Raw genomic sequence first — 23,608 nt, 5'->3', positions numbered from 1 at the left:
TGCCCTGCGTGCCCCCACCCTGCGGCCGAACCCTCGACGGAGGGATCAGCGGCTTCGCGCTCCCCCACAGCCCGTCCGGAACAATCCAACTCCACTCCACTTCTGTGTCGCCTGGCGGCCGGTGGTGGGGCGGCGAACTCCTTGTCTTGCTCCTGGACTTGGGCGCACCAGGCCCCCGGCATGGGCTTCTTGCGTCGGTCGACTCCCGGGTGGCGTCGCGCTGTTCCCGGTCGGTGATGTTCGCCCCGTCCTGCCGGAGTCAGCGGGTCAGCCGAGCAACGCGAGTCTCTTGCTGCGTGTTGGCGGTGGCTGCCGTGATCCACTGGATGCGCCAGGTCTGGTTGCTGTCATTTGTGTGCTGGGAGTGGGTCTGAAGTGCGACGTCGTCATGCGAGAAGCCTGGGAGGTCGAGGACTTGGTTGTCCTTGGTCACCAGCTTCCAGCCGCCGCCTTTCCCGTTCCACACCGGCACGATGCGCCACTCCTGCTGGTTGTACCCGCACGGGTACATGAACAGGTCCTGGGGGGTGGACTTGGGCGCGTGGGCGACGCAGGACCCCTGATTCTTCAGCCGGAAGTAGCCGCCAGCAGTGTGCTCCATCGTGAACTGCTGGGAAGCGCTGCTGGTGCCATTGCTTTGCTTGACCTTCGTACCCTCGCGGGTGGCGAACTTGCCCGACTCGGTGCTTTGGAGAGTCAGGGTGGCCCCGGAATGTCCGATCGGGCTTGCCGGCCACTCGCCCGCATCTGATCCGCTGGTGATGATGTTCACTTCGCAGTGGCCCCAGCTGGTGGGCCTGGACTTGAAGACGGCGTACTGGCTACGCACCACTTCACCGGTGAAGACGTTGTGCCCCTCGAACCACGCGCGCCACCTGTCAACGTCATTGCCGACATTGGAGACCGTCCGTGCCGGGTCAGTAGACGGATAGTCGAAGTAGTGGGCTGTTCCATTGAACTGGCCGCTATCGGAATTGTAGCGCTGGATCACCATCTTGACGTCGCTGAACTCTGCGTTCTTGGGCCATTCCCATACGATGTCGTGCACCTTGTTCCCGGTCAAGGAGCCGCAGTATCCCGGGGTGATTTTCGGCGTGAACGGCAGCACGGAGGAGGCTGCGCGGCTTTCTTTCCGGCCATTGTCTGCCCCGGCCGCTTGGGCGGTGCTTCCTGTACTCAAGGCGACTGAGGCCACTGCCGCTGCCGTGGCAGCGGCGAGAGACACCCTGCCGAGCCAATGCAGTTTTGTCGTCAGAATTCCAACGGAGTGGGACGTTCGAGGCATGGATCTTGCAGCCTTTCGGTGGATGGCGTCTGATCTGGACGGGACGCTGCCGTTGGGCGGTCAAGACTTGCTTGGGGGTGGGCGCCGAAGGCCGCCGGAGCACGGCAGTTGCACACGGGTCCACAGGTCCGGCAGCGTTAGCACGGGTGCTGCTGCCTTGTCCTTGGCGGCTATCCTTCCAGCGTGTTGAGGCTGTGATCCACGACGAAGGTTGCAACCTGCGCAACTAAAGTTGCATCTCCCGCGGATGGCTCATGCACTGTGTCGAGCTCTGGGGGGAAGGAGCTGCTGAACGAGCACGCGGAGCGCGGCGGGGTCGGCGTCGTCGTGGGTCGACGGGCGGTGAGCTCCGCAGGGCGCTGGGGTCTGGTGGCGTGGGTGCGGCGCCGTGGCGGCGACGTTCAGCGCGGCCGTCCCTGGCGACTGCCGCTCGAAGAGCGGGTGTTGCTGGTGGCCGCGTGCGGGCGCACACCGCGGCAGGTGGCGCCGCTGTTCGGAATCTCGAAGTCCGCGGCGGACCGCATTCTTGACCGTCTCGCCGCTGCTGGCCATCTCGTCGTGGCGATCGGGATCCCGAGCCCGGGTCGAACGCGCCCTGCCCCGGCTGAAGAACCGGAAGATCCTGCGCGACTGCCGATTCAAGGGCACCGGCGTTCACCGGGCCATGCTCGGCATCGCCCGACTTCACGCCTCTCGCTCTCACGGGATGAGCTGGCTCTGGTTCACAGCGAAGGTGCCCCGTCCATCCGGCGTCGTGACGCCGTCCGGCGAAAGGGAGACAGCCACGACTTCGTCGCCGCCCATCGCCTCGATGTAGCTCTGGACCTCGCACCCCACCGCGACCCTCACCGGGTAGACCGACTTGGGGGTCGGTTGCGGGTCATGACCTGATGTGACATGCGACAGGGGTCCGGCATGACGAAAGACAGCCCTGAGAGCTGCTGGAGGCCGCAAGCATAGGAGGGAAGACGGCAAGTGCCCGCACGTCTGCTTCCAAGCTTCCGTGGTTCCGAACCTCCTGGAGTCCTGCTGTGCCCACGACGATGCGCTCCTGTCCGCGCACGCCCCGGAGGCTCCGCCGGCCGGGGCCTGGACCGAAGCAGTCGTCCCCTCACGCCCTCAAAGGCCTGTGTTCAGCCTCGATGAGGTCAGCTACGCGTTCGATCCGTCGCTAGAGGGCCACGAGTTTCCGGACGTGCGGGGCCGCTGCCCGGGACCCTGCCCTTCTCCTGGTCCCGTGGGGCCTGGAGCCTTGAGCGTCCCACCCTCGGTTGCTCACCGGGCGGCGCATTCCGCCCGCGCAACGCATGCGAGCTGCTGAGCCCTTCGAATTCCGTCCCCTTTCCACACCCTCTGAGAGGACCCTCATGCTTCGCAAGATGCGGCTCCAGCCTATGAGGCGCGCACCGCTGCACGTACTCGTGCTGGCCACGCTGTTGGCCCCGCTGTCCGTGACCCTGCCGATTCCAGCCCATGCGCAGAGCGACTCGCAGCTCCCCGCCGTAGTGTTCGTGCACGGCATGAACGACACCGCAAGTGCGTTCGACGCGATGAAGAAGAAGTTCGCCGCCGCCGGATGGCCCGAGGGCGATCTGTTCGCGTGGGACTTCGAAGGCTGGCGAGACTCCAACACGATCAACGCAACTCGGTTCGTGGACGCGGTGAACGAGAAGTTCGGCAGGACACGCAAGATCGCAATCGTCGCGCACTCCCTCGGAAGCATTCCCACACGTTTGGCCATCCAGAACAGCGGCAGGCCCTATTCTCCTGAGCAGGTCACCCACGAATTCGGGAACCGGGTGGCCAGCTGGACCTCGTTGGGTGGACCCAACCTCGGCCCAGGGCAGAAGTGGTACGTAGAGCTGGGACTGGGGGTGGCCTGTGGCAAGGGATTGCTGAAGGATCTCGTCACCGCCTCCACGTGCGAACTCAACGACTCCGGGTTCATGGAGCCGCTCAACACCAACCCGACTCCGATGCCGACCGACTACGAGGAAGTCATCTCCGCCGACGACGGCGTCATCGACAATGGCGTATCGGGACTCCCGGCTGCCCCCAACAACCGTTCCGTTCACATCGACGGTGTCAAGCACGGAGACCTCCCGCGCAATGACAAGGTCATCGACCACGTGGTGAACCGTGTCCGGGAGTACAAGGACGGCCCGCACATCGTCGCCGACTCAGTCTTCCCGCCCTCGAATATCACTGCTACCACCGTCACTCACGGCCAAATCACCACCGTGACGAGTTTCCAGGGCTCCGTCGACCCGAAGGCGAGCAAGGTCCGCGTGGTCGTCAGGGACACCCCGCGTACCGTCGTCCGCGACGAGTTCGTCCAGCAGAGCGGCGGTTACTGGGAACTGGAAATTAACGGAAGCATCCGCGGTGGCGACTTCAGTGTGACCGTCACCGAAACAGTCAATGGGGTGGCTCATGAGGCCACCCAGCAAGTACGTGCGTAAGAATCGCCACCCCTGATGCTGCTTCCTGATGTCGGCTGTTGCGGACGTTGTGTGACGCTGGCTGGTTGCGTGCCACCGGTCGGAACCCTTCCCAGGGCAGAAAGTCGAACACCACAGCGTCGAGGCTTTCCCGACTGCTGGGTGGCGATGCACCGCCCCTGCTTCAGGCGGTTGAAGCACCCTTCCATGGCATTGCGGCGTCTGTAGACCCGCTTGGCGAAGGCCGGCGGTCGGCCGCCTCGGCTGCCGCTCCGGGTCCGGCCGGTGATCTGGCCGGACCGCTGGGGCAGTCCGTGGGCGATGCCCCGCGTCGCAGCCTGGTGCGGACGGCCTTCGGCTGTAGCCCCCGTCGTCGGTGACGTGGCTGGCCTCATCCGAGGCCGGCCCGGTCCGATCCGGGGCACCCGTATCGCGTCCAGCACAGCGGTGAAACGGGTGCGGGCCGCGTGCCGGTGGGCCCGGACGATGCTGGAGTCGCCCGACACCAGCCCTTCGATGCCACCTGCCGGGCCGGTGTTCGCCCGCGCGGCCTGAAGCATCCGCCCGGAGATCCCGTCGCCTGCCCACCGAAGGAGACGGGAGTGGACACTGGCCCACGATCCATGCCGCCCGGCACGTCCCGCCACGGGACCCCGGCCCGGAACTTCCGGGCGGTCCCGTTCAGTACCGTCCGGTCATCCCGCATCGGCCGCCCCAGCCCGGCCCGGGGCAGCAGGGGCCGCACGATCCTCAGGTCCGTGTGCGCCGCCGCCACCGAGGAGGGCCGCGCTCGAACGGTTCGCCGAGTTCGCCCACGCCCGGGGGAGGGAGTACCTGGCGGTCGTCAGGTTCTGGGAGCACACCTGGGTGGGGGTGCCCCCCTCTGGAGGAGAGTTCCCCCTGTTCCCCCGGTTCGCCCACGAGATCCGCGGCATCGTCTGCACGCACGACGCGATCGAGGCCGTGAACGCAAGGATCCGGCGGGCGGTCAAGGCCCGCGGACACTTCCCGAACGAGACCGCTGCCCTGAATTGCGTCTGCATGGCGATCATGTCCTTCACCCCCCACCGACACGGCAGCCGAACGCTGTCCGTACGTGATGGGTAGGTGGAACGTGACGTGCTCGGTACGCGAGATGTGCGCTTCGCGCTAAGGTTGCGGGGCTGGAGGTGCTGCATGTCCGAGCTGTTCGATGCCGTCGACGCGCTGGTCGCGTCCCGTTCGTCGTTGCCGCCCCCGGCGGAGCGCAGGCGGCTGCGCCTGGCGCACGGTCTGACGCTGGACGAGGTGGCCGCTGCCTTGCAGGTGCGGCGGGCGACGGTCAGCGGCTGGGAGGTCGGCAAGACCGAGCCGCGGCCGCCGGAGCGCGATGCATACGCCCGCATGCTCAAGCAACTCGCCGAGCTCTACCCGGCCAACGCTTCGGTGCCTCACGAGGACACGGCGGCCCCCGCGGCACCAGCCGTACCACCGGCTCTCGCGCAACCGGCAGTCGTACCGGCCCGGCTCCGTACGGCACCGGCCGCGGAGGCTGCGGACACCGCACTGCGCCCTGCCGCCCCTGCCGCTGTACCGCGCCCGGCAGCCGGCGGCGCGCCGACGTCGCGCCGCCCAGCCGTGCGGAGGGCGGCCCCGGCCGGAACACCGGCCCCCGGCTCCGATGCGCGTTTCGAGAACGGTCCGCTCGCGGTCGTCGACGTCGAGGCAGACGGCCAGGTGTCGGCGTACTGCGTCGGCGGTCTGGTCCTGGACGTACCGGCGAAGTCGATTCCGGCGCTGGTGGAGTGGACGCTGCGTGAAGGGCGGTTCGGTCAGCCGAAGTTGTCCGGGCCGGGCAAGGACGCCGACCCGCTGGTCGTGCTGACCGGGGCCGCGTGCGAGCACTACGGCCTGCCCGTCACGCTCACCCAGCAGGAGCGCCTGTCCGGGCGGATCCCGGAAGGCCACAAGGTCATCAAGCAGCTGACGCGTGCCGGCTGGCAGCTGACCAAACGCGGCTTCGGGCCGTGGGCGAGGATCTACCGTCCCGCGCAGGGTTCGGAGCGATCCTGCGTGCAGTTGTGTATTCCGTCGTGGGACGCGCTGGACACCCGGCACTGGGCCGGTGCGGGGCAGCTGCCGCCGGCGGACCTCGCCCAGTTGCTGGGCACGTATGCGGCCCGGGTGATGACGCCGCGCGGTTCCACCGCCGTGACCGGTCTTGAGCTGATGACCGCGCTGCATCCGCCGACCCGTGCCTCCGAACCGGATGCGGCGGGCAGGCGGCACTCCGAGCACAATCCCGGTTCGCTGGGCAAGGATCCGGTGGGCTGCGCGCCGTGCGAGGCACCCGACGGGCACCCGCTCCTGGCGGACCTGCCGCGCTTCCATCAGCGCACCCCGGCCGAGGTCCTGGTGGAGGAGGCGTACGACTGGGCGCGCCCGCTCACCGACGCCGAATGCCTTCGCCCTCACCTGGTGGGTATCGATGTGAACATGGCCTTCGCGGCCGGTGCGAACGGTCTCACGGTCGGCCTGGGCGCGCCGACGCACGTCAAGAACCCCGTCTTCGACGCGAGACTGCCCGGCTCCTGGCTGGTCGACCTCAGCCACGTCGACCTGTCCCATGTGAAACTCGCAAAGGAGTGGACGGACCTGGATGGCGAGCTGCTGCCAAGTCCGTTCACGCCGAAGGGTGACCGCCCGGAGGGGCCGGCCTGGTACGCGACGCCCACCGTCGCCTACGCGGTGGAGCTCGGCTACGACGTCACGCCGGTCGAGGCGTACGTCCGCCACGACAACGGCCGCTACCTGGACGCCTGGTACAACCGGCTGCGCGACGCGTACATCGCCACGATGGCCGACCTCGGAGTGGGCGCGGACCTGCCGCCGGAGGAGTTCCTTGCGGCGATGGACGGCTACCGGCAGCGTGATCCTCAGCTGGCGATCGTGGTGTCGGCGATCAAGGCGACCGTGAAGGGCGGCATCGGCAAGCTGCGCGAACGTCCGCGCGGCGAGGGCTGGAAGCCCGGGCAGCCGTGGCGGGCCCTCGCCCGGCCCACCTGGCGCCCGGACATCCGCGCCGCCGTCATCTCCCGGACCCGGATCAACATGCACCGCAAGATCGTCAAGCACGCCGCCTTCACCGGGCAGTACCCGGTGGCCGTCCTCTCGGACTGCGCCGTCTACGCGTCCGGCGGGCCCTCCCCACTGGACTTCCTGCCCTACCGTGACGGCAAGCCGCTGCCCGGCGGCTTCAAACTCGGCGTGAACCCGGGCCTGGTGAAATGGGAGGGTACCCAGAGCGTGCTGTGGGGTGAAGGCGTGCGCGAGCAGTTCAACGCCCCGGAACTCAACCTCGCCCGCTACATCAAGGACGGCACCGTCACCGACCAGGACACCGGGGAGTAGGTGAAGCGCGATGAGCCTGTTCGGCGACGGCCTGGACGCCGCGGTGCAGAAGGCGTTCACCCGCCCGGCGCCCAAGAACGCGCCCGCGCAGATGCGCTACCTGGTCAAGCAGCTCAAGGGCACCAGGGCGGTCGCCCAGCTGCTCCGCATCTCCCAGCGCACCGTCGAGCGGTACGTCAAAGACCAGATCAAAAAGCCCCGCCCGGACCTCGCCGCGCGCCTGGAGGCCGAGGTGAAGAAGCGGTGGCAGCCGCAGATCCGCGCCAGGGCACGGCAGAAGGCGGCGACCACCGGCGGCATCGTCATCGACACCCGCGCCCGGATCGGCTACACCGCGCCGATCGGCACGACGGACGAGGCCCGGCTGCGGCACCTGACGGTCGCGCTGCCGCCCCACTACGCCGCCCGCCTCTTCGACGCCCAGCAGGCCGGCGCCGGCGACCAGCAGCTCCAGCAGATCGCCGCCGAGGGGCTCAAGGAGGTGTACTTCCAGGACAACGGCCGCCGCGCAGGCCAGCTGGAGGAGGTTCGGCTCACCGAGGTCGAGCATCTCGAGTTCGACCTGTAGACCGGCGCCGGGGCGTTGTCGTCCCGTGGGCGATGTGACAGAGCACTTCCCATGGCGGATGTGCGTGTGAGCCGGTCCGCGACCGGCTCGCGGCCTGCCCGAACCACCGCGGCAGGAGGCGGCCCTGCACCGCCAGTGCCCACCTGTTCCTGTCCGGGACCCAAGGACCGCGGCGTGGAATCCGGTCAGCAGCGTCTGGATCGAAGACGGCCTCGGAATGGCCGCCCGCCGTCTCCGCGAGGACCGCCTCCTGGACGCTGCCGAGGCCGTCGGCGGGGTTTCCCGCGGCTCTGCGGCCTGACCGTCGGCCCGGGCCCGCGCCGCACCGCCACGGCCAACGAGGCGGCCCCCGTCGAGGACAACCTCCGCACCTCTGGGCCGGTCCCGCAGGCCCGGGTCGACGGCAGCGGCTGAACGCGCCTCGGAATCCCAGCCGGGCCGGACAGGCCACCGTCCTTGGCTTGAGGGCCTACTGGCGGGGGACACGGTGGAGGCATTTCGACTTGCCTATCGGGAAAGCCGACGCTAACTTTCCGCATGGGCAAGTGAATGCGGGGGTGTTCGGGCCTCATCCGGTCCGGTGTGCCCCGGCGGTCCAGCAATGTCTTCGGGGAGGCGATGGCATGACCACACCGGTGGATGCCGAGCGGGCCTGGCAGGATCTCCAGCGGATCCGGGTGCCGCAGGAGCGGGTGTACGACGAGATCGAGCGATGCGCGCACGGTGACCCCAAGTCGACCTACATCACGGCCGCGATCATGTGGGTCTTCCTCGCCGGCTGGGGGCTCAAGCTCCCGGTGTGGGGGCGGTGGCTGGTGCTGGCAGCTTATGCAGGCGCCCTGGGCGCCCTGGCCGTCGTCTACAGCCGCCGCGCCAGGATGCGGCTGCACCGCTCCCGTTACAGCTGGCGCAGCTTCGCCACGTTCATCGCGGGCGGGTGCCTCACCGGCGGCACGATCCTGCTCTCCGGCCACCTGGCGGACTCACTCGCCCTGCCCTGCCCCAGCGTGATCACGGCCACCGCCGCGGCTGCCGTGTTCGTCCTCTTCACGGGACCGGCGAACCGCTGGGCGGTCGGCACACTCCGCCAACGCGCGCTGCACGGCCACGCCGCACAAGCCACTCACGAGGAGGCAGGCCCATGAGTACCCCCACGGGCTTCGACGAACTGATCCATCCCTCCACCCGGTTGGTGATCGTGGCCCTGCTGTCCGCCACGGAATGGGCCGACTTCCCGTTCATCCGCGACAGCCTCTCGCTCAGCGACTCCGCGCTCTCCAAGCAGCTGCACACCCTGGAGGAGGCCGGGTATCTGGAGATCCGCAAGGAGGGCGGCGGGCGCAAACGCCGTACCAGGGTTCGGCTGACGGCCCGTGGACGCACTGCCTTCGAGGGCCATGTCGCCGCTCTCCGCGCCATCGTCGAGGGCGCGGGCCCCGCGGTGGCGCAGCCGACAGCCCCCGAACAGCAGCACGCGGAGACAAGCCGATGACCAGCACCCCCAGCATGGCCGCCGACTCTCGCCAACCGGTCGTCCTCGCACGGGAGTTACGGATGTCGTACGGCGGCACCGAGGTACTCCAAGGCGTCGACCTGGACATCCGCCGCGGAGAGATCTTCGCCTTGCTCGGCCCCAACGGCGCCGGGAAGACCACCACCGTTGAGATCCTGGAGGGCTTCCGGCAGCGCTCCGGCGGCGAGGTCCGGGTCCTCGGCAAGGACCCGGCGCACGCCGACGACGCCTGGCGCGGCCGGATCGGCCTGGTGCTCCAGTCGTGGCGCGACCACCGCCGCTGGCAGGTCGCCGAGCTGCTGCGGCACTTCGCGACGTACTATCCCGATCCCCGTGACCCCGAAGAACTGCTGGAGTTGGTCGGTCTCGCCCACCGGGCCCGGCACCGGGTCGACCAGCTGTCCGGCGGCCAGCGCAGGCGCGTGGACGTCGCGCTCGGCATCATCGGCCGCCCCGAGCTCCTCTTCCTGGACGAGCCAACCACCGGCTTCGACCCCGAGGCACGGCGCGAGTTCCACGACCTGGTCGAGCGGCTGGCCGCCGACGAGGGCGTCACCATCCTGCTGACCACCCATGACCTGGCCGAGGCCGAGCGTCTCGCCGACCGAATAGCGATGCTGGTCAACGGCCGTATCCGGATCTCCGGCACACCCGCCGAGCTCGCCCGGCGGGCAGCCGCACAGGCGGAGGTCCGCTGGACGGCACCGGACGGCGCGCCGCGCCGCGAACGCACCGCGGATCCCTCCCTGCTGGTCTGGGAACTGCACCGCAAGGCCGACGGCCCCATCGCGGACCTGGAAGTCCGCCGCCCGACGCTGGAGGACACCTATCTGCACATGGTGCACGAGCACGCCGACGGCACCGCGGATGCCGTAACCGCCGACAACGTAGCCCTTGTGGGCGCTGGGAAGGGGGACGAACGATGCGCATGAGGGAGACGGACATGACAGCGGTGCGGCACAGGACCGCGCGGGGCGGGACCGGCACGCCGGACGGGGCTGCCGACAGGACCACCGGCCGCCCGACATGGGAGGACCGTGCCCGCGGCCGACGGCGTCGCTCATGGCAGGCCGGGCTGCGGCGCGGTGGTATCGAGGTGCGTCATCTCCTGCGCAACCGCAAGGAGTTCATCGGCCACCTCAGCAATGTGGTGACCGCCCTGACGGTCGCCTCCTTCATCCACGACGACCTGCCCGGCACCCATGTCCCCGCGGCGCACCTGACGATCGCCGGGTTCACCGCGTATCTGCTGTTCCAGGTGGGGCTGATCAACCTCCCGCAGATCCTGGTGACCGAGCGCGACGAGGGCACCTTGCTGCGGTTGCGGGCCACGCCCGGCGGCATACCGGCCTATCTGGTCGCCAAGTCCGTGCTGATCGTCATCGTGGCGATGGGCATCGTCACCGTCCTCTTGGGCGCCGCCGCCCTGTTCGTGGACGGGCCCCTGCCGCACAGCCCCCGCGGCTGGCTGACGCTGATCTGGGTCATCGCCCTCGGCCTGCTCGCCGTCGTACCACTGGGCGCGGCCATCGGCGCCGTACTGCCCAACGCCCGCGAGGCACTGGCGATCATCATGCTGCCCGCGATGGCGCTGCTGGTCACCTCGGGAGCGATGTTCCCGATCGGCCAACTACCGTTATGGGTACAGGACATCGCGTCCGTCTTCCCCCTCCGCTGGATGGCACAGGGCGTGCGCTCGGCCCTGCTGCCGGATGACGCACAGGCGGGGGAGCCCTCCGGCTCCTGGCAACTCCCTACGGTCGCGCTGGTACTCACCGCCTGGGCCGTCATCGGCTCCCTGCTGGCCGTCCCGCTGCTGCGCCGCGCCGCCCGCCGCGAGTCCGGCTCCCGGCTGACCGAACGCCAGAGCAGGGCCGCATGAGCGGCGCGTTCAGGGGGTGATGAGCCGCAGGGACGCGAGTGTTGTGCTGCGCGGCCGATGAAACTCTGTGGTGATCACCGGGTGGCACAGGGAGACCTGACGGGTAGGCAGTGCGACCGGCTGGAGCCGTCGTTGCCCGGGGCGGAACAGGAAGGGGCACGGGCGCTAGGGTGCAACGGTGACTTCTCCGAGGGAGGACCCGATGCCGCTCGGCGAGGGCGATCGCGACACGGCCGTGCAGCGAGTGCAGGAGGCGTACGCCGAAGGGCTCATCTCGCACGAACAGTTGGAAGAACGCCTCCATGGCGCGCTCACCGCCACAACGCACAGCGACCTCGTTCCGGTGCTGACCGCGCTCGCGGCGAAGGAGGGCGTGGACTCCGCATCCGCGATTGCCGCTGCCAGCGGGCGGATCACGCGGCGCGGGGCATGGCACGTACCCCGCTTCCTCACGGTCCGGTCCGCATACGGCAAGGTGCGCCTGGACCTGTCCCGGGCGGTCATCGAGCATCCAGAGGTGGACATCGAGTTGCACCTGGGCAGCGGCAGAGCCAGGATCATCGTTCCGCGCGACGCGATCGTCGACCTCGACGACCTTGAGACCAAGTGGAAGGACACGCGCTACCGCCCCCTGCCGCCCTCCCGCCCCGGCGGCCCGCGGATCCGGATCCACGGGACCATGGAGTTCGGACGGCTGAAGGTCCGCCACGCGCGGCGTTGAGGAACCGCCCCCCCCGCAGGATCCGGGTTCCCCGCCGGGTGGAAAGCCCTGCCGCGTGCGCCCCGGGACCCGTACGGCGGGCACTGCCGACCGGCTCCGCGCGCTCAGGCGGTGACGGCCGCGCCGAACCAGTGCGACAGTTGGCCGAGCAGATCCCCCTGCTCCTCACCGACCCACGCCACATGGCCGTCCGGGCGTAGCAGTACCGCGGGTGCGTTGAGTTCGCCGCCGTTGGCGAAGTCGTCGCAGGCGTCGGGTTCCTCGCTGATGCCGATGACGTGATCGACCCGGTCCGCCCAGCCCTCGACCGAGAGCCGACCCGTTCGGTCGAGCAGCAGCCCCCGGCCCTCGTGCATCAACTCGTAGAGGCGCCCGTGCTTCAGGGGAAGGTCCCGCAGCCGTCGGCCCAGCAGTTCATGGCCCTCGCCGAGGTCGTAGCGGACCGAGATCGCGGTGGCCAGTCCGGTCATGTACCGGTTCACCTCCTCGAAGTCCATCAGCCTGGAGAGCAGGGCCCGCAGCGCGGTCGCGCCCGGTGCGGTCCCCAGCAGTGTCATCTGGGCGCGGGTGTTGTCCAGTACGGCGGCGGCCACCGGGTGCCGTTCGGAGTGGTAGCTGTCCAGCAGGCCTTCGGGGGCCCAGCCATTCACCTCCGCCGCGAGCTTCCAGCCCAGGTTGAACGCGTCCTGGATGCCGAGGTTGAGGCCCTGGCCACCGGTCGGCGGGTGGATGTGCGCCGCGTCACCGGCCAGCAGCACCCGGCCGACCCGATAGCGCTCGGCCTGCCGGGTGGCATCACCGAACCGGGACAGCCAGCGTGGTGAGCGGGCCCCGAAGTCCGTGCCCGCGTGCGCCCGCAGCTGCCGCCGGAAGTCCTCCAGGGTCGGCTCGGCCGCACGGTCCTCGGCCACGCCCTCGGCGGGCACGACGACACGGAACACACCGTCCCCGAGAGGCATCGCGCCGAATCGCAAGTGGGTCCTGCGGACCTCCGCCACGACAGCGGCGATCTTTTCCTGATCCTCCGTCATCTCCATCTCGCCCAGCAGTGTTTCGACCGTCGCTGGCTCGCCCGGGAAACCGACCCCGAGCGCCTTGCGGACCAGGCTCCGGCCGCCGTCGCATCCGACGAGGTAACGCGACCGCAGCCGTGTACCGTCCGCCAGTTCCACGGTCACCCCGTGCTCGTCCTGGCTCAGCCCGACCGCCTCGCAGCCGCGTCGGACCTCGGTGCCGAGTTCGAGGGCGCGCTCATTGAGCAGCCGCTCGACGACGGGCTGGGGGACGGTGATGCCGTAGGGGTGCGCCGTGTCCAGCCGCTCCGGCCAGTCCTTGTGGATACCGCCGAAGAAGCCGCCCACCCGGAACTTCTCGCCGACCGCGAGAAACCGGTCCAGCAGGCCGCGCTGGTCCATCATCTCGACGCTGCGTGTGTGCAGGCCCTGCCCGCGGGACTGCGCGGTCGGCTCGGCCAGCTGCTCCAGCACCACCACGTCCACGCCGTGCAGCCGCAACTCGGCGGCCAGCATCAGACCGGTCGGTCCGCCGCCGACCACGATCACATCGATCATCACAACCCCCGCCGTATGAGCTCTTGAGCTGTGCCGTGCATCCCTGATTTCCCCAGGTCCCGGCTTCGAGCGGAGATTGTGCAGCACACCGGGGGCCTTGCCGCAAGGCCCCCGGTGCGCTATAGGTTGAGAGTGGCAGGGAGCGGTCGGCTCCTTGCCTTTGTTTTTTTGGCTTTCTGCTTTTCGCAGTCCGTCCTCTGCTGCTGCCGGTCCTGTGCCGCTGCCCGTTCTGTGCCGCTGCCGGTCTCGCGTTGCGGTCCGTCCCGCGCTGCCGTCCGTCCTAGCCGAACGGTCCCTCGCTGACGAAGCGCCGCAGCTGGCTGGCGAAGGTCCTGGCCTCGTCGGCCGACCAGTCGGTGAGGCTGCTCTCGATATGGGTGGACAGGCGCTGGCGCAGGACGTCCACGATGCGCTCGCCCTCCTCGGTCAGGGCCAGCAGCGTGGCGCGCCGGTCCGCGGGGTCCGGCTCGCGCCGTACGAGCCCCGCCGCCTCCAGCCGGGAGGCCCGGCGGGTGACGCCGGAGCGGTCCAGTCCCACATCGGGAGCCAGGTCGGCGGCGCTGCGGGGGCCTCCCCGGGACAGGCCGCTGAGGATCGGATAGGTCAGTTCGTCCACGGCCTCCCCCAGACCGGCGGTCAGGGTCCGGTGCAGCTCGACCCGGGTGCTGCGTTTGAGCAGGACCCCCAGGGCGTCGGCGATCTCGTGTCCTACGTCGTTCGTCATGCATCCAGATTAGCGTGCGCGGCGCACGTGTATGGGTTACAGTATGAGCGAAGCGTGCGCAACGCACGCATTCTCACTCGTTGGAATCCATCAAAGGATCACGTAATGAACCGCACCGGCGTCGCCACCGCACTGACCGACCTGCTCTTCAACCCCGGCCTCGACCTCCAGGAGGCTGCCGACCGGCACTTCGCCCCCGACTACCGCCAGCGCACGGACGGCCGGTGGGACGACCGCACGGAGTTCCTGGAGCACATCGCCCACCTCCGTGCGGTCGTCGCCGAGGGCTCCGTCGAGGTGCACGACGAGCTGTACGACGGCGATCGCTACGCCGACCGCCACACGGTCCACGTCACCAAGAAGGACGGGTCGACCGTGCGCACGGAGGTCTATCTGTTCGGCGAGTTCGCGCCCGACGGCCGTTTCCGCCGTATCGAGGAGACCACTCTCATGCTCGAAGGCGCCGAGGCCGACCGGAATCTGGGCAGCGCCCGCTGAACCCGGGCGGCCCCGGAGCGGCTGCCGTCGCGGCAGCCGCCCCGGGGTGCGGGGGGACGGGCAGGGGCGGGCGACCCGGGTGTCCGGCGACGCGGAGCGGCTGACCGCCGTGGCCTCCGGGGCGCTCGGGGGTTTCACCGCGGCGGCGCTCACCATCGCCTCCACTCTGGTCGGACTGGCCGCCCTGGACTGGCGGTTCGCCCTCGCGGGACTGCTCGCGGTGCCGGTCCAGGCTCATACGCTGCGCTGGTATCTGCGCACCTCCCGGCCCCTCTACGCGGGGGGCCGCACCGCCGACGGGCGCCGCGCCTCGGCCCTGCTCAGCGCCTTCTCCGCACTGCCCACGCTGCGGGCACTGCGCCTGGGCCCGGACCGGCTCGCCCGGGTCGAGGAGGCCTCGGCGGAGGCGATGACCTACGAACTCCGGGCGATGCGGGCGGCGACCCGGTTCTACGGCCGTCTCAACGCCGCCGGGTTCACCGGTCTGAGTGCCATCCTTGTCGTGGCGCTCGTGCTGGTGCACTCGGGTGCGGCCGGGGTCGGTGCCGCGACCACGGCCGCACTCTTCTTCGTGGGGCTCTTCGCCCCGGTCAACACCCTGCTCGGCACCTTCGGCAGCGTGCAGCAGGCGGGCGCCGGTCTCGCCCGTATCGTCGGCATCACCACGGGCGGCGCCACGCCCCCACAGCAGTCCGAGGCGCCCTGCGGCCGCCCGGGGGCGGCGCTCGCCGTGCGCGAGGTCCGCCATCGTTATGGCAGCGGCCCCGAGGTGCTGCACGGCATCGATCTCGACATCCGCCCCGGGCAGCGCCTGGCGACCGTCGGCGCCACCGGGTCGGGCAAGTCCACGCTGGCGACCCTGGGCGCGGGGCTGCGCCAGCCGATCGAGGGACGTGTCCTGCTCGGTTCCGTCCCCCCGACCGACTTCGCCGCCGCGGGGGAGGGCCGCCGCAGGATCGCCCTGGTGACCCAGGAACACCATCTGTTCCTGGGGGCCGTCGCCGACAACCTCCGTCTGGCCCGGCGTGACGCGTCGGCGCGGGACATCGGCGCGGCGCTCGCCGCGGTGGGCGCGGCGGACTGGGTGGACGGGCTTCCCGAAGGGGTGGACGCCGTTGTCGGCGCCGGCGGCGCCGACCTGACACCGCGTCAGGTTCAGCAGCTGGCCTTCGCCCGCGTCCTGCTGCTCGACCCGGAGGTGGTGGTGCTGGACGAGGCGACCGCCGAGGGCGGCAGTGACGCGGCCCAGACCCTCGACCGGGCGGCCCTGGCCGTGACGGAGGGCCGTACGGCGGTGGTGGTCGCGCATCGCCTCTCCCGGGCCGCCACCGCCGACACGGTCGTGGTGATGGAGGACGGCCGCCTGGCCGAGCAGGGCACCCCCCGGGGAGCTGCGGGCGGCGGGCGGGATCTACGCCGACCTCTGGAACGCCTGGACGCGCGGCCGGGAGCAGGGAATCGCGGGCGAGGGGGAGGGGGCTGGGGATGCGTCACCCACGGCGTGTAGGTTAGGTTAGGCAAACCTAAGTTCCTTGCCCTGGAGGACCCGGATGCGTCGTTCCGCTGCCCCCGTTCCCGCTCCGTCGGCCGTCGAGCGGGCCCGCTCGATCCTGGCCGCCGCCCACTCGATGACCGTGGTGAGCGACGGCATCCACAGCGAAGTCCGCAGCCTCGACGGCGCGGGGGCGTTGGGCCACTTCCATCTTCACGCCCCGGCCGATCCCGCCGACACCCCACCGGCCGGCCGCGTCCCGGCCCGGCTGGAACTCACCGACATCGCCCCCACCCCCGTACGCGAACGGCTGCGTGCCCGTCTCACCCTCACCGGGCTGCTGGCCGCACCGTACGACCCGGAGGCCGTGGAGAGCACCTGCATGGAGTTCGGCCAGGCGGTCCTGGAGGACTCCGAGGGGCGCACGTATCTCACCTTGCAGGCCCTGGAGGACGCCGAGGTAGACCCGCTGGCGGTGAACGAGGCGGACATGCTGACCCATCTCGTCGACGACCACGGCGAGTTGGTGCCCCTGCTGCTCCGTCTCGTCCGCCCGCTGCCGGACCCCGGCGTCCAGCGCGTGCTCCCGCTGAGGATCGACCGCTACGGGCTGACCCTGCGTCTGGAGCACCCGCACACCCACCGGGACGCCCGCCTGGCCTTCAAGACCCCGGTCACCCACATCGACCAGGTCGGCCCCCAGATCCATGCCCTGGTCGCCTCGGCACGTCGGCTGTCCCACACGGGCCGCCGACTGCTGACCTGAACGGTGCCCGGCCGGGAGTCACGCGGGGCGGTGACGGGCGGCAGTGGCCGGGCAACGGTGAAGTGCCGTCCGCGCGGTCCGCACCCCGGCGGAGATGCGGACCGGGCGGCAGGGGGCGCGCCTCAGCCCGTGACGCTGGGGGCGCCCGTTTCGAGATGGCCCACGAAGCGCCGCGTGAAGCTGCCGTCGGTGCTGACCGTGACGGTGAAGTCGTACCATCCGCCGTTATAGGCAACGGCGTTGAAGAAGTCGTCCGTGAACTGCCCGGCGGCCACCCGGTAGGTCCAGGGGCCGTCACCGCGGTAGTTGTTCGACGTGATGGTGAAGGTCACGTCCGCGGTGGACTGGTTCGTCATACGGAACCACACCGCCTGCTTGCCCGTTGACGGAGCCGGGGCGTAGGAGCAGCCGACCTCGATGCCCTTGGCCGGGCCGAGGGCGTTGCCGGTGAAGCGGCGCAGAAAGCGGTTGGGGCCGACGACGCTCAGGTCGTAGAGCCCGTTCCCGAAGCCGCTGCCGACGTTGAAGTAGTCCTCCGCCAGGCCGTCCGTGTGCGTGGCGGCGTTGTAGGGGTCGACGGTGTACTGCCACGGGCCGCCGCTGCGATAGGCGTTGGCGTAGGCCGAGAAGTGGACCGCCTCGGTGGCCTGGACGCCCTGGTTCGCCATGTCGATCCACAGCAGCACCTGGCCGTTCGCCTGGTACTCGAACCGGCTGATGGAGGCGTTCGGCTGGTACGGCAGGGCGCGGGCCTGCCTGGTGCCCGCCTCCTGCGCGGGCAGCGCGTTGGTGTTGGCGCCGGGATTGGGCAGCAGAACGCAGTTGCTCTGGCCGATGACCGCGCTGGTGGAGGGCAGTGAGGGCATCCCGTGGACGGGGGAGCCGAAGTCGAAGCAACTGGTGAGGTCGCCGGTCACCTTGCGGCGCCAGGCGCTGATGCTCGGGCAGTGCGCCGGGGTGCCCAGGGCCGTGGTCCAGGTCTCCAGGAACTGGATGACCGATGTGTGGTCGGTGACCTGGGAGTTGACCCAGCCTCCGCGGCTCCAGGGCGAGACCACGAACAGGGGCACCCGGAAGCCGAGGCCGAGCGGCACGCCGTTCACGAACTCGTCCGGGGTCCCGGCCGGGGGCACCGGCGGCGGCACATGGTCGAAGAAGCCGTCGTTCTCGTCGTAGTTGATGAACAGGACCGTCGAGTCGAAGACGGCCGGATCGGCGTTGAGGGCCCCCATGACGAGGTTGATGAAGTGCGCGCCGTCGTTCGGCGGGGCGGAGGGGTGCTCCGAGAAGCCCTGGTTGGCGACGATCCAGGAGACCTGGGGGAGCGTGCCGTTCAGCACGTCGTGCCGGATGGCGGCCGCGATGTCGTCCGGTGTCGAACCGGTGCTCCGCGGCACCGATGCCATGCCCCGGTCGTACAGCGGGTTCCCGGCGGAGGCGTTGTGGAACGCGGAGAAGTAGGCGAGGCCGTTGTCGCCGAAGTTGTCGGCGGCGTTCTGGTAGACCTTCCAGCTCACGCCCGCGTTCTGGAGCGCCTCCGCGTAGGTCTGCCAGCGCAGCCCGGATTCGTCCGCGCCGTCGTACGCCGGGCCGCCCGCGGTGCCGTTGGGGTCGATCATTCCGCCCCACAGATAGGTGCGGTTGGGGCCGGTCGCGCTGAGGATCGAGCAGTGGTAGGCGTCGCAGACGGTGTAGGCGTCGGCGAGGGCGTAGTGGAACGGGATGTCCGCGCGGTTGAGGAAGCCCAGGGTGCGGCTGGTTCCCTTGGCGGACACCCAGCTGTCCATCCTGCCGTTGTTCCAGGCCTTGTGCTGGGAGGACCAGGCGTGGTCCAGGGAGCCGTCGCACTGGGCGAGCCGCTCTCCGTCCACGCCCAGCCAGGGGGAGGTGGCGCTCATCGGCCAGGGGTACTGCCGCCCCGAACCCGACGGCTGGTTGAAGACCGAGTAGCCGCCGGGCAGTTGGACCGTGCTGCGGTCCGCGAAGCCGCGGACGCCCTTGAGGCTGCCGAAGTAGTGGTCGAAGCTGCGGTTCTCCTGCATCAGGACGACCACGTGCTTCACATCGGTGATCGACCCGGACGCGGCCGACGCCGTCTGGTGCTCGCCTGCGGGCAGTGCGTCCAGGCCCAGGGCGGTACCGACCACGGCTGCGCCTCTGAGGAACGTACGGCGGTCGAGCGGGGACACATGGACCTCCGGAGGAAGGGGGGAGGAGACGGGGGCGGCCGTAACTGTGGGTGCACCGCATGGCCGGGGACCGAGGGCCAGCCAACATGGACATGAACCTTTCAAAGTCGCCGTGGACCAGACTCGTTACTGGATCGAGATAATACTTGACAACGCATTGTCACTCTGTAAATGTGATGTCAGCTTGCCGTCGTCGGAGCCGACCCGCCCCGCCGACGCCCCTTCCTCTACCTGCGGAGATACGACATGAGCACCGCGATATCGAATGTGCAGACCGCCCTGGAGCGCGCCGCCGCCATCCGGCCCAAGGTCGGCGGCTTCCCCTATCTCGCCGAGACGCTGCGCCGCGCCGGGGTGACCCACTGCCGGATGGCCGTGCCCTCGAACGCGATGCTCTATCTGACCGAGGCCGGTCCGGTGGCCGTCCAGGGAGAGCCGCTGCTCACCGGCACGGCCGACGTCCCGCCCTTCGACCGGGAGGGGCTCGTGGCGGCACTGCGCGCCGACCAGGCGGGCGAGACCGCCTTCCCCGAGTTCGTCCAGGGCTGCTGGAAGGCCGGTGTCGTCTGGTACGACGTCGACCTGGCCGCGCACACCTGCACCTACTACGGCGCCGACGGCGACAGCTACACCGAGACCTATCCCGCGGTCGGGATCTGACCCGTCCGACCTCGCTGTGGTTGGCTGAGCGGCATGACCGAACTGCGCAGCGAACGCCTTCACCTCCGTCGATGGCGTGCTTCCGACCTCGCCCCCTGGGCGGCGATGAACGCCGACCCCGAGGTCCGGAAGCACCTGGGCGAGCCGCTGACGCGGGAGCAGAGCGACGCCTCGGTGGCGCGGTACCGGGAGGCGTTCGACCGGCAGGGCTACGGCTGGTGGGCCGTCGAGGTGCGGGCGACGGGCCGGTTCATCGGCTTCGCGGGCCTGGACCGGGTGGACGACGACATGCCCTTCGCGGGCGTGGAGATCGGCTGGCGGCTCGCCCGCGCCGCCTGGGGCCGGGGCTACGCGACCGAAGCCGCCCGCGCCGTCCTGGCCCATGGCTTCGACGACCTCGGGCTGACCGAGATCCTGGCCGTGACCACGGTCGCCAATGTGCGCTCGCAGGCGGTGATGCGCCGCCTCGGGATGACCCGGGACCCGGCCGACGACTTCGACGACCCCACCGCCCCCGAAGGGCCGCTGCGCCCCAGCGTGCTGTACCGCATCACCCGCGGTGCGGGGCCCCGGTCGGCGCAGGCGTGAGAGCCGGGCGAGGTGTGCCCCGCCCTGCCCCCGGCGCGATGTCGGAATCCCGCCGGACACGGCGGTCGGGATGCCGCACAGTGGGGGGCGGGGAGATCGGCGAAGCCCGATGCCTCGGAGCACTTCGGGAAAGGACACCGGACCGATGACGGTCTACACGACGATGGACAGCCCCCTCGGCGAACTGCTGCTGGTGGGCGAGGAGTCGGACACGGCCAAGGGCGGCACCGCGCTCGTCTCGCTGTCCGTACCCGGTCAGAAGCGCGGAGCCGTCGTCCAGGACGGCTGGCTGGCGAGCCCGGAGGCATTCGCCGAGATCCTCGCCCAACTGCGCGCGTACTTCGACGGAACGCTCAGCCGGTTCGACATCGAGTACATCACCGCGGGCACGGACTTCCAGCGACGGGTGTGGACGGCACTGGACGCCATCCCCTACGGCACCACCCTCACCTACGGCGAGATCGCCCAGCACATCGGCGCCCCGCGCGCGGCCGTGCGCGCCGTCGGCACGGCGATCGGCGCCAACCCCCTGCTGGTCGTGCGGCCCTGCCACCGAGTGATCGCTGCGGGCGGCGCACTGTCGGGCTACGCGGCCGGACCGGAACGCAAACAGCAACTGCTGGACCTGGAGCGGCGGGCCGCCTGACGGTCACGGCACCCGTCGCCGTGCGGTGCGTGCGGTGTCGGCAGTCCGTGCCGTTCCCGGCGTCTCGGAGGGCGTAGGCGCGGTGTTCAGGGGGCCCGGCGGCGGCGGAGTGGTGCCCCCGAGGCGCCGAAGCAAGAGATAGAACGTTCCGTATACTGGCGATATGTCGAAGGTGAAGAGCACGTCCGAGACGGGGCGCCGGTCGGAGGCGCGGGAGCGGCTGCTGCGTACGGCGAGTCGGCTCTTCTACACCGAGGGCATTCGGGCGGTCGGCGTCGACCGTGTCATGGCCGAGGCCGAGATCGCCCGAGGCACCTTCTACCGCCACTTCGAGGGCAAGGACGATCTCGTACGGGCCTGTCTGGAGGGCAGGGACCAGGAGATCCGCTCCCTGCTGACCGCCGCCCGGGAGGAGCTGACGGACTCGTCGGTCTTTCTCGGGGCCGTGGCGGGCGGCATAGCGCAGGAGCTGTGCGGGCCGGGCTTTCGCGGGTGTCCGTTCATCAACGCCGCCGCCGAGTACCCGGACCGGGACAGCGTCGTGCATCAGGCGGTGCTGGCCCATCGGGCGTGGTTCCACCGGGTGCTGGAGGAGGCGTTCCGGGAGACGGGCGCCGTCGACCCGGAGCGGGCCGCCGATGCCATGGTGGCCCTGCGGGACGGTGCGATGGTCGCCGGGTATCTGGGCGATCCGCGGAAGGCGGGGGACACCCTGGCGCACGGCGTCGCCGCGCTGGTGGCCGCTCGCTGACCTTCCCGCCCGGACATGACGACCGGCCTCCGCCCCCTCGGCGGGAGGGCGGAGGCCGGTGGGCGGGGCGGGGTCAGCGGGTCTCGGCGGCACGCTCCACGAGGTGCGCCACCGTGCCCGGGTTGGTCAGCTGGACGGCGTGCGGGGCGGCGATCTCGGTGGTACGGGCATGCGCACGCGCCGCCATGAACCGCTCGGCCGCGGCGGGTATGGCGTGGTCGTCGCGGGCGACCAGGTACCAGGAGGGGATGGTCTTCCAGGCCGGTGCGCCCGACGGCTCCCCGAGGGCCTCGGTGGTGGCGGGGCGCTGGGTGGCCGCCAGTTCCGCGACGGTGGCCCTGCCGAACGCCTTGCCGACGAAGACGTCCTGGTACTTGTCGGGCTTCAGATACAGATCGGTGCCGGTGCTCCCGTCGGGCCGGGTGAAGGGGACGGCGTTCAGGGCGGTGGGGACGGGGGCGTTGGGGTCGTCGGTGAGGTGGCTGCCGGGGAACTTGGCGTTGAGGGCGGCGACACTCTCACCCTTGTCCGGGGCGAAGGCGGCGATGTAGACGAGTGCCTTGACGTTCGGGTTGCCGGTGGCGGCGTTGGTGACGACGGCACCGCCGTAGGAGTGGGCGACCAGGACGACCGGGCCGTGGATCGTCTTGAGGAAGTCCGCGAGATAGGCCGCGTCGCTGTGCAGGCCGCGCAGCGGGTTGGCGGGCGCGGTGACCGGATAGCCGTCGGCCTGGAGGCGCTTGACGACGCCGCTCCAGGAGGACGAGTCGGACCAGGCGCCGTGCACCAGGACGACGGTCGGCTTCGCGGCGGAGCCGGTGTGGTGGCCCGGGTTGGCCGAGGCGGTGGTGGCGAGGCCTGCGGCGAGGGCGAGTCCGGCTGCGCCGAGGGCGGCGAGGCGGACCGGGCGGCGGTGGGACATGGGTTTCTCCTTGGGTTCGATGGTCTCTGCGGGACGGAAGGTGACGTTGCGTCAGAGGGAGTCGTGGTCGTGGCGTACGGCCCAGTCGAGCGCGTAGTCGGCGACCTCTTCCCAGCCGTCCTGGCCGAGGGTGAAGTGGGAGCGGCCGGGGAACTCGTGGTAGTCGGTGACGGCCGGGGACTTGCGGTACCGGCGCCAGTTGGCCCTGTTCACCTTCGGCGGCGTGATGTGGTCGGCCCCGCCCGCGATGAACAGCAGGGGCGCGCGCCGCCCGTTGCGGAAGTCGACCTTCGCGGCGGCCCGGGGATGGAAGTTGGCGAAGGCTCCCTGGAAGAGCATGCGAGCCGAGCCGGGCACCTGGTAGCGCGCGTGGACGGCGGCGGACTCCGCCTCGCCGAGGGTGTTGGTGAAGGCGTAGTGGAACTGACGTGGTGTCAGGGAGATGGCCCTGCTCGCGTTGGCGGGATTGCCGAGCACCGGCCACGCCGACTTCAACGTGGAGTACGGCAGCGGGAGTACGCCCTTGACGGGAGCCGAGTCGATGGCGACACCGGCGCTCCCCAGACCCCGGTCCAGCAGGATCTGTGTGACGGCGCCGCCGAAGGAGTGCCCCATGAGGACGGGCGCCCGGTCCAGGCCGCGGACGACCTCCTCGTAGTGCGCGACGACTTCGCGCTGGCCCACACCCGCGATCCGGGAGGGGTCGCGTCGTATCTCCTCGACCTCGCCCTCGACGCCCGGCCACGCCGGGGCGAGGACCCGGTGCCCCTGCGCCCGGTAGCGCTCGGTCCACTTCTCCCAGCTGCGCGGGGTCATCCAGAGCCCATGGATCAGCACGACGGTACGGGCCGGGGAGGCGCCGGTCATCAGATCTCCCGAGGAAGGCAGGCAGGAAGTAGATAGAACGTTCTGTTCACTCCGAACGGTACGCCCGGTCGCGGCCCGGGGCAAACGGGGGGCGGGGACGGTTGGGTCACATCCGGCCACCGCGGCGCGGGGCC

At 70.4% G+C, this 23,608-nt stretch carries 22 protein-coding genes and 2 pseudogenes; 17 read left to right on the top strand and 7 right to left on the bottom strand.

Going from position 1 to position 23,608, the window contains the following annotated elements:
- Together ACIHAA_RS24265 and ACIHAA_RS24260 are read right to left on the bottom strand one after the other, a co-directional pair.
- A pseudogene (locus ACIHAA_RS24265) lies at positions 1-100 on the bottom strand (IS5/IS1182 family transposase); the annotation flags it as partial.
- Positions 101-259: 159 nt separating this feature from the next.
- Positions 260-1,063, bottom strand: a complete 804-nt coding sequence (locus tag ACIHAA_RS24260) for an RICIN domain-containing protein (protein ID WP_399820528.1) — start codon at positions 1,061-1,063, stop codon at positions 260-262.
- Positions 1,064-1,612: 549 nt separating this feature from the next.
- Between ACIHAA_RS24260 and ACIHAA_RS24255 the strand changes: the two are divergent.
- The 10 genes and pseudogenes from ACIHAA_RS24255 to ACIHAA_RS24210 form a co-directional block, all read left to right on the top strand.
- A pseudogene (locus ACIHAA_RS24255) lies at positions 1,613-1,973 on the top strand (transposase family protein); the annotation flags it as partial.
- 679 nt (positions 1,974-2,652) lie between these two features.
- Entirely contained in the window at positions 2,653-3,747 is a 1,095-nt protein-coding gene (locus tag ACIHAA_RS24250) for an esterase/lipase family protein (RefSeq protein ID WP_399820526.1), read from the top strand.
- 537 nt (positions 3,748-4,284) lie between these two features.
- Positions 4,285-4,833, top strand: coding sequence for a transposase (locus ACIHAA_RS24245; protein WP_399820546.1), 549 nt, complete (start codon positions 4,285-4,287; stop codon positions 4,831-4,833).
- A gap of 69 nt (positions 4,834-4,902) precedes the next feature.
- Entirely contained in the window at positions 4,903-7,116 is a 2,214-nt protein-coding gene (gene tap, locus ACIHAA_RS24240) for a telomere-associated protein Tap (protein ID WP_399820523.1), read from the top strand.
- A gap of 10 nt (positions 7,117-7,126) precedes the next feature.
- Complete coding sequence (gene tpg, locus ACIHAA_RS24235) at positions 7,127-7,684, top strand: telomere-protecting terminal protein Tpg (RefSeq protein WP_399820520.1); 558 nt, start codon at positions 7,127-7,129, stop codon at positions 7,682-7,684.
- 623 nt (positions 7,685-8,307) lie between these two features.
- Entirely contained in the window at positions 8,308-8,829 is a 522-nt protein-coding gene (locus ACIHAA_RS24230) for a hypothetical protein (RefSeq protein ID WP_399820518.1), read from the top strand.
- Complete coding sequence (locus ACIHAA_RS24225) at positions 8,826-9,176, top strand: transcriptional regulator (protein WP_399820516.1); 351 nt, start codon at positions 8,826-8,828, stop codon at positions 9,174-9,176. Before ACIHAA_RS24230 ends, ACIHAA_RS24225 begins: the two co-directional genes overlap by 4 nt.
- Positions 9,173-10,129 (top strand): ABC transporter ATP-binding protein, encoded by a 957-nt coding sequence (locus ACIHAA_RS24220; RefSeq protein ID WP_399820514.1) that lies wholly within the window; start codon positions 9,173-9,175, stop codon positions 10,127-10,129. Before ACIHAA_RS24225 ends, ACIHAA_RS24220 begins: the two co-directional genes overlap by 4 nt.
- Positions 10,130-10,140: 11 nt before the next feature.
- A complete protein-coding gene (locus tag ACIHAA_RS24215; protein ID WP_399820512.1) occupies positions 10,141-11,079 on the top strand; it encodes an ABC transporter permease in 939 nt (312 codons plus the stop codon).
- A gap of 178 nt (positions 11,080-11,257) precedes the next feature.
- Positions 11,258-11,800, top strand: a complete 543-nt coding sequence (locus tag ACIHAA_RS24210; protein WP_399820510.1) for a DUF1707 domain-containing protein — start codon at positions 11,258-11,260, stop codon at positions 11,798-11,800.
- A gap of 104 nt (positions 11,801-11,904) precedes the next feature.
- Here the strand turns inward: ACIHAA_RS24210 and rox are convergent, their stop codons facing one another.
- Both rox and ACIHAA_RS24200 read right to left on the bottom strand, forming a co-directional pair.
- Positions 11,905-13,371, bottom strand: coding sequence for a rifampin monooxygenase (gene rox, locus ACIHAA_RS24205; RefSeq protein ID WP_399820508.1), 1,467 nt, complete (start codon positions 13,369-13,371; stop codon positions 11,905-11,907).
- Between the two features lie 280 nt (positions 13,372-13,651).
- Positions 13,652-14,095, bottom strand: a complete 444-nt coding sequence (locus tag ACIHAA_RS24200) for a MarR family winged helix-turn-helix transcriptional regulator (protein ID WP_399820506.1) — start codon at positions 14,093-14,095, stop codon at positions 13,652-13,654.
- Between the two features lie 105 nt (positions 14,096-14,200).
- On the opposite strand from ACIHAA_RS24200, the gene ACIHAA_RS24195 reads away from it, so the two are divergent.
- The 3 genes from ACIHAA_RS24195 (at position 14,201) to ACIHAA_RS24185 (ending at position 16,851) form a co-directional block, all read left to right on the top strand.
- The gene (locus ACIHAA_RS24195) at positions 14,201-14,593 is read left to right on the top strand and encodes a nuclear transport factor 2 family protein (RefSeq protein ID WP_399820504.1); all 393 of its coding nucleotides are present in this window, start codon (positions 14,201-14,203) and stop codon (positions 14,591-14,593) included.
- Positions 14,594-14,672: 79 nt separating this feature from the next.
- A complete protein-coding gene (locus ACIHAA_RS24190) occupies positions 14,673-16,100 on the top strand; it encodes an ABC transporter ATP-binding protein (protein ID WP_399820501.1) in 1,428 nt (475 codons plus the stop codon).
- Positions 16,101-16,143: 43 nt separating this feature from the next.
- Positions 16,144-16,851, top strand: a complete 708-nt coding sequence (locus ACIHAA_RS24185) for a DUF2470 domain-containing protein (RefSeq protein ID WP_399820499.1) — start codon at positions 16,144-16,146, stop codon at positions 16,849-16,851.
- 122 nt (positions 16,852-16,973) lie between these two features.
- On the opposite strand, the gene ACIHAA_RS24180 is transcribed toward ACIHAA_RS24185, so the two are convergent.
- On the bottom strand, positions 16,974-19,040 hold the full coding sequence (locus tag ACIHAA_RS24180) for a phosphocholine-specific phospholipase C (RefSeq protein ID WP_399820496.1): 2,067 nt from the start codon (positions 19,038-19,040) through the stop codon (positions 16,974-16,976).
- A gap of 246 nt (positions 19,041-19,286) precedes the next feature.
- Between ACIHAA_RS24180 and ACIHAA_RS24175 the strand changes: the two genes are divergently transcribed.
- The 4 genes from ACIHAA_RS24175 to ACIHAA_RS24160 all read left to right on the top strand — a co-directional run bounded on the left by ACIHAA_RS24175 (position 19,287) and on the right by ACIHAA_RS24160 (position 21,685).
- Positions 19,287-19,700 (top strand): DUF1398 domain-containing protein, encoded by a 414-nt coding sequence (locus ACIHAA_RS24175; RefSeq protein ID WP_399820494.1) that lies wholly within the window; start codon positions 19,287-19,289, stop codon positions 19,698-19,700.
- 33 nt (positions 19,701-19,733) lie between these two features.
- Positions 19,734-20,288, top strand: a complete 555-nt coding sequence (locus ACIHAA_RS24170) for a GNAT family N-acetyltransferase (protein ID WP_399820491.1) — start codon at positions 19,734-19,736, stop codon at positions 20,286-20,288.
- Between the two features lie 145 nt (positions 20,289-20,433).
- Positions 20,434-20,934, top strand: coding sequence for a methylated-DNA--[protein]-cysteine S-methyltransferase (locus ACIHAA_RS24165; protein WP_399820489.1), 501 nt, complete (start codon positions 20,434-20,436; stop codon positions 20,932-20,934).
- 163 nt (positions 20,935-21,097) lie between these two features.
- On the top strand, positions 21,098-21,685 hold the full coding sequence (locus ACIHAA_RS24160; protein WP_399820487.1) for a TetR/AcrR family transcriptional regulator: 588 nt from the start codon (positions 21,098-21,100) through the stop codon (positions 21,683-21,685).
- Positions 21,686-21,758: 73 nt separating this feature from the next.
- Here ACIHAA_RS24160 and ACIHAA_RS24155 read toward each other — a convergent pair whose 3' ends face one another.
- Complete coding sequence (locus ACIHAA_RS24155; protein WP_399820485.1) at positions 21,759-22,607, bottom strand: alpha/beta fold hydrolase; 849 nt, start codon at positions 22,605-22,607, stop codon at positions 21,759-21,761.
- A 51-nt stretch (positions 22,608-22,658) separates the two neighbouring features.
- Positions 22,659-23,474, bottom strand: a complete 816-nt coding sequence (locus ACIHAA_RS24150; protein WP_399820483.1) for an alpha/beta hydrolase — start codon at positions 23,472-23,474, stop codon at positions 22,659-22,661.
- Positions 23,475-23,608 lie beyond the last annotated feature (134 nt).

The organism is Streptomyces sp. NPDC052040, assembly GCF_044548405.1.
GTDB lineage: Bacteria > Actinomycetota > Actinomycetes > Streptomycetales > Streptomycetaceae > Streptomyces.
The sequence above is the reverse complement of the archived record's forward strand: the minus strand, read 5'-3'. Positions and strand labels throughout refer to the sequence as shown.

Excerpts from the sequence above, each read along its gene's own strand:
- ACIHAA_RS24215 (WP_399820512.1), top strand. The coding sequence starts at position 10,141 with ATGACAGCGGTGCGGCACAGGACCGCGCGGGGCGGGACCGGCACGCCG.
- ACIHAA_RS24155 (WP_399820485.1), bottom strand. The coding sequence starts at position 22,607 with ATGTCCCACCGCCGCCCGGTCCGCCTCGCCGCCCTCGGCGCAGCCGGA.
- tap (WP_399820523.1), top strand. The coding sequence starts at position 4,903 with ATGTCCGAGCTGTTCGATGCCGTCGACGCGCTGGTCGCGTCCCGTTCG.
- ACIHAA_RS24225 (WP_399820516.1), top strand. The coding sequence starts at position 8,826 with ATGAGTACCCCCACGGGCTTCGACGAACTGATCCATCCCTCCACCCGG.
- ACIHAA_RS24250 (WP_399820526.1), top strand. The coding sequence starts at position 2,653 with ATGCTTCGCAAGATGCGGCTCCAGCCTATGAGGCGCGCACCGCTGCAC.
- ACIHAA_RS24165 (WP_399820489.1), top strand. The coding sequence starts at position 20,434 with ATGACGGTCTACACGACGATGGACAGCCCCCTCGGCGAACTGCTGCTG.
- ACIHAA_RS24170 (WP_399820491.1), top strand. The coding sequence starts at position 19,734 with ATGACCGAACTGCGCAGCGAACGCCTTCACCTCCGTCGATGGCGTGCT.
- rox (WP_399820508.1), bottom strand. The coding sequence starts at position 13,371 with ATGATCGATGTGATCGTGGTCGGCGGCGGACCGACCGGTCTGATGCTG.
- ACIHAA_RS24220 (WP_399820514.1), top strand. The coding sequence starts at position 9,173 with ATGACCAGCACCCCCAGCATGGCCGCCGACTCTCGCCAACCGGTCGTC.
- ACIHAA_RS24185 (WP_399820499.1), top strand. The coding sequence starts at position 16,144 with ATGCGTCGTTCCGCTGCCCCCGTTCCCGCTCCGTCGGCCGTCGAGCGG.
- tpg (WP_399820520.1), top strand. The coding sequence starts at position 7,127 with ATGAGCCTGTTCGGCGACGGCCTGGACGCCGCGGTGCAGAAGGCGTTC.
- ACIHAA_RS24200 (WP_399820506.1), bottom strand. The coding sequence starts at position 14,095 with ATGACGAACGACGTAGGACACGAGATCGCCGACGCCCTGGGGGTCCTG.
- ACIHAA_RS24175 (WP_399820494.1), top strand. The coding sequence starts at position 19,287 with ATGAGCACCGCGATATCGAATGTGCAGACCGCCCTGGAGCGCGCCGCC.
- ACIHAA_RS24150 (WP_399820483.1), bottom strand. The coding sequence starts at position 23,474 with ATGACCGGCGCCTCCCCGGCCCGTACCGTCGTGCTGATCCATGGGCTC.
- ACIHAA_RS24160 (WP_399820487.1), top strand. The coding sequence starts at position 21,098 with ATGTCGAAGGTGAAGAGCACGTCCGAGACGGGGCGCCGGTCGGAGGCG.
- ACIHAA_RS24230 (WP_399820518.1), top strand. The coding sequence starts at position 8,308 with ATGACCACACCGGTGGATGCCGAGCGGGCCTGGCAGGATCTCCAGCGG.
- ACIHAA_RS24195 (WP_399820504.1), top strand. The coding sequence starts at position 14,201 with ATGAACCGCACCGGCGTCGCCACCGCACTGACCGACCTGCTCTTCAAC.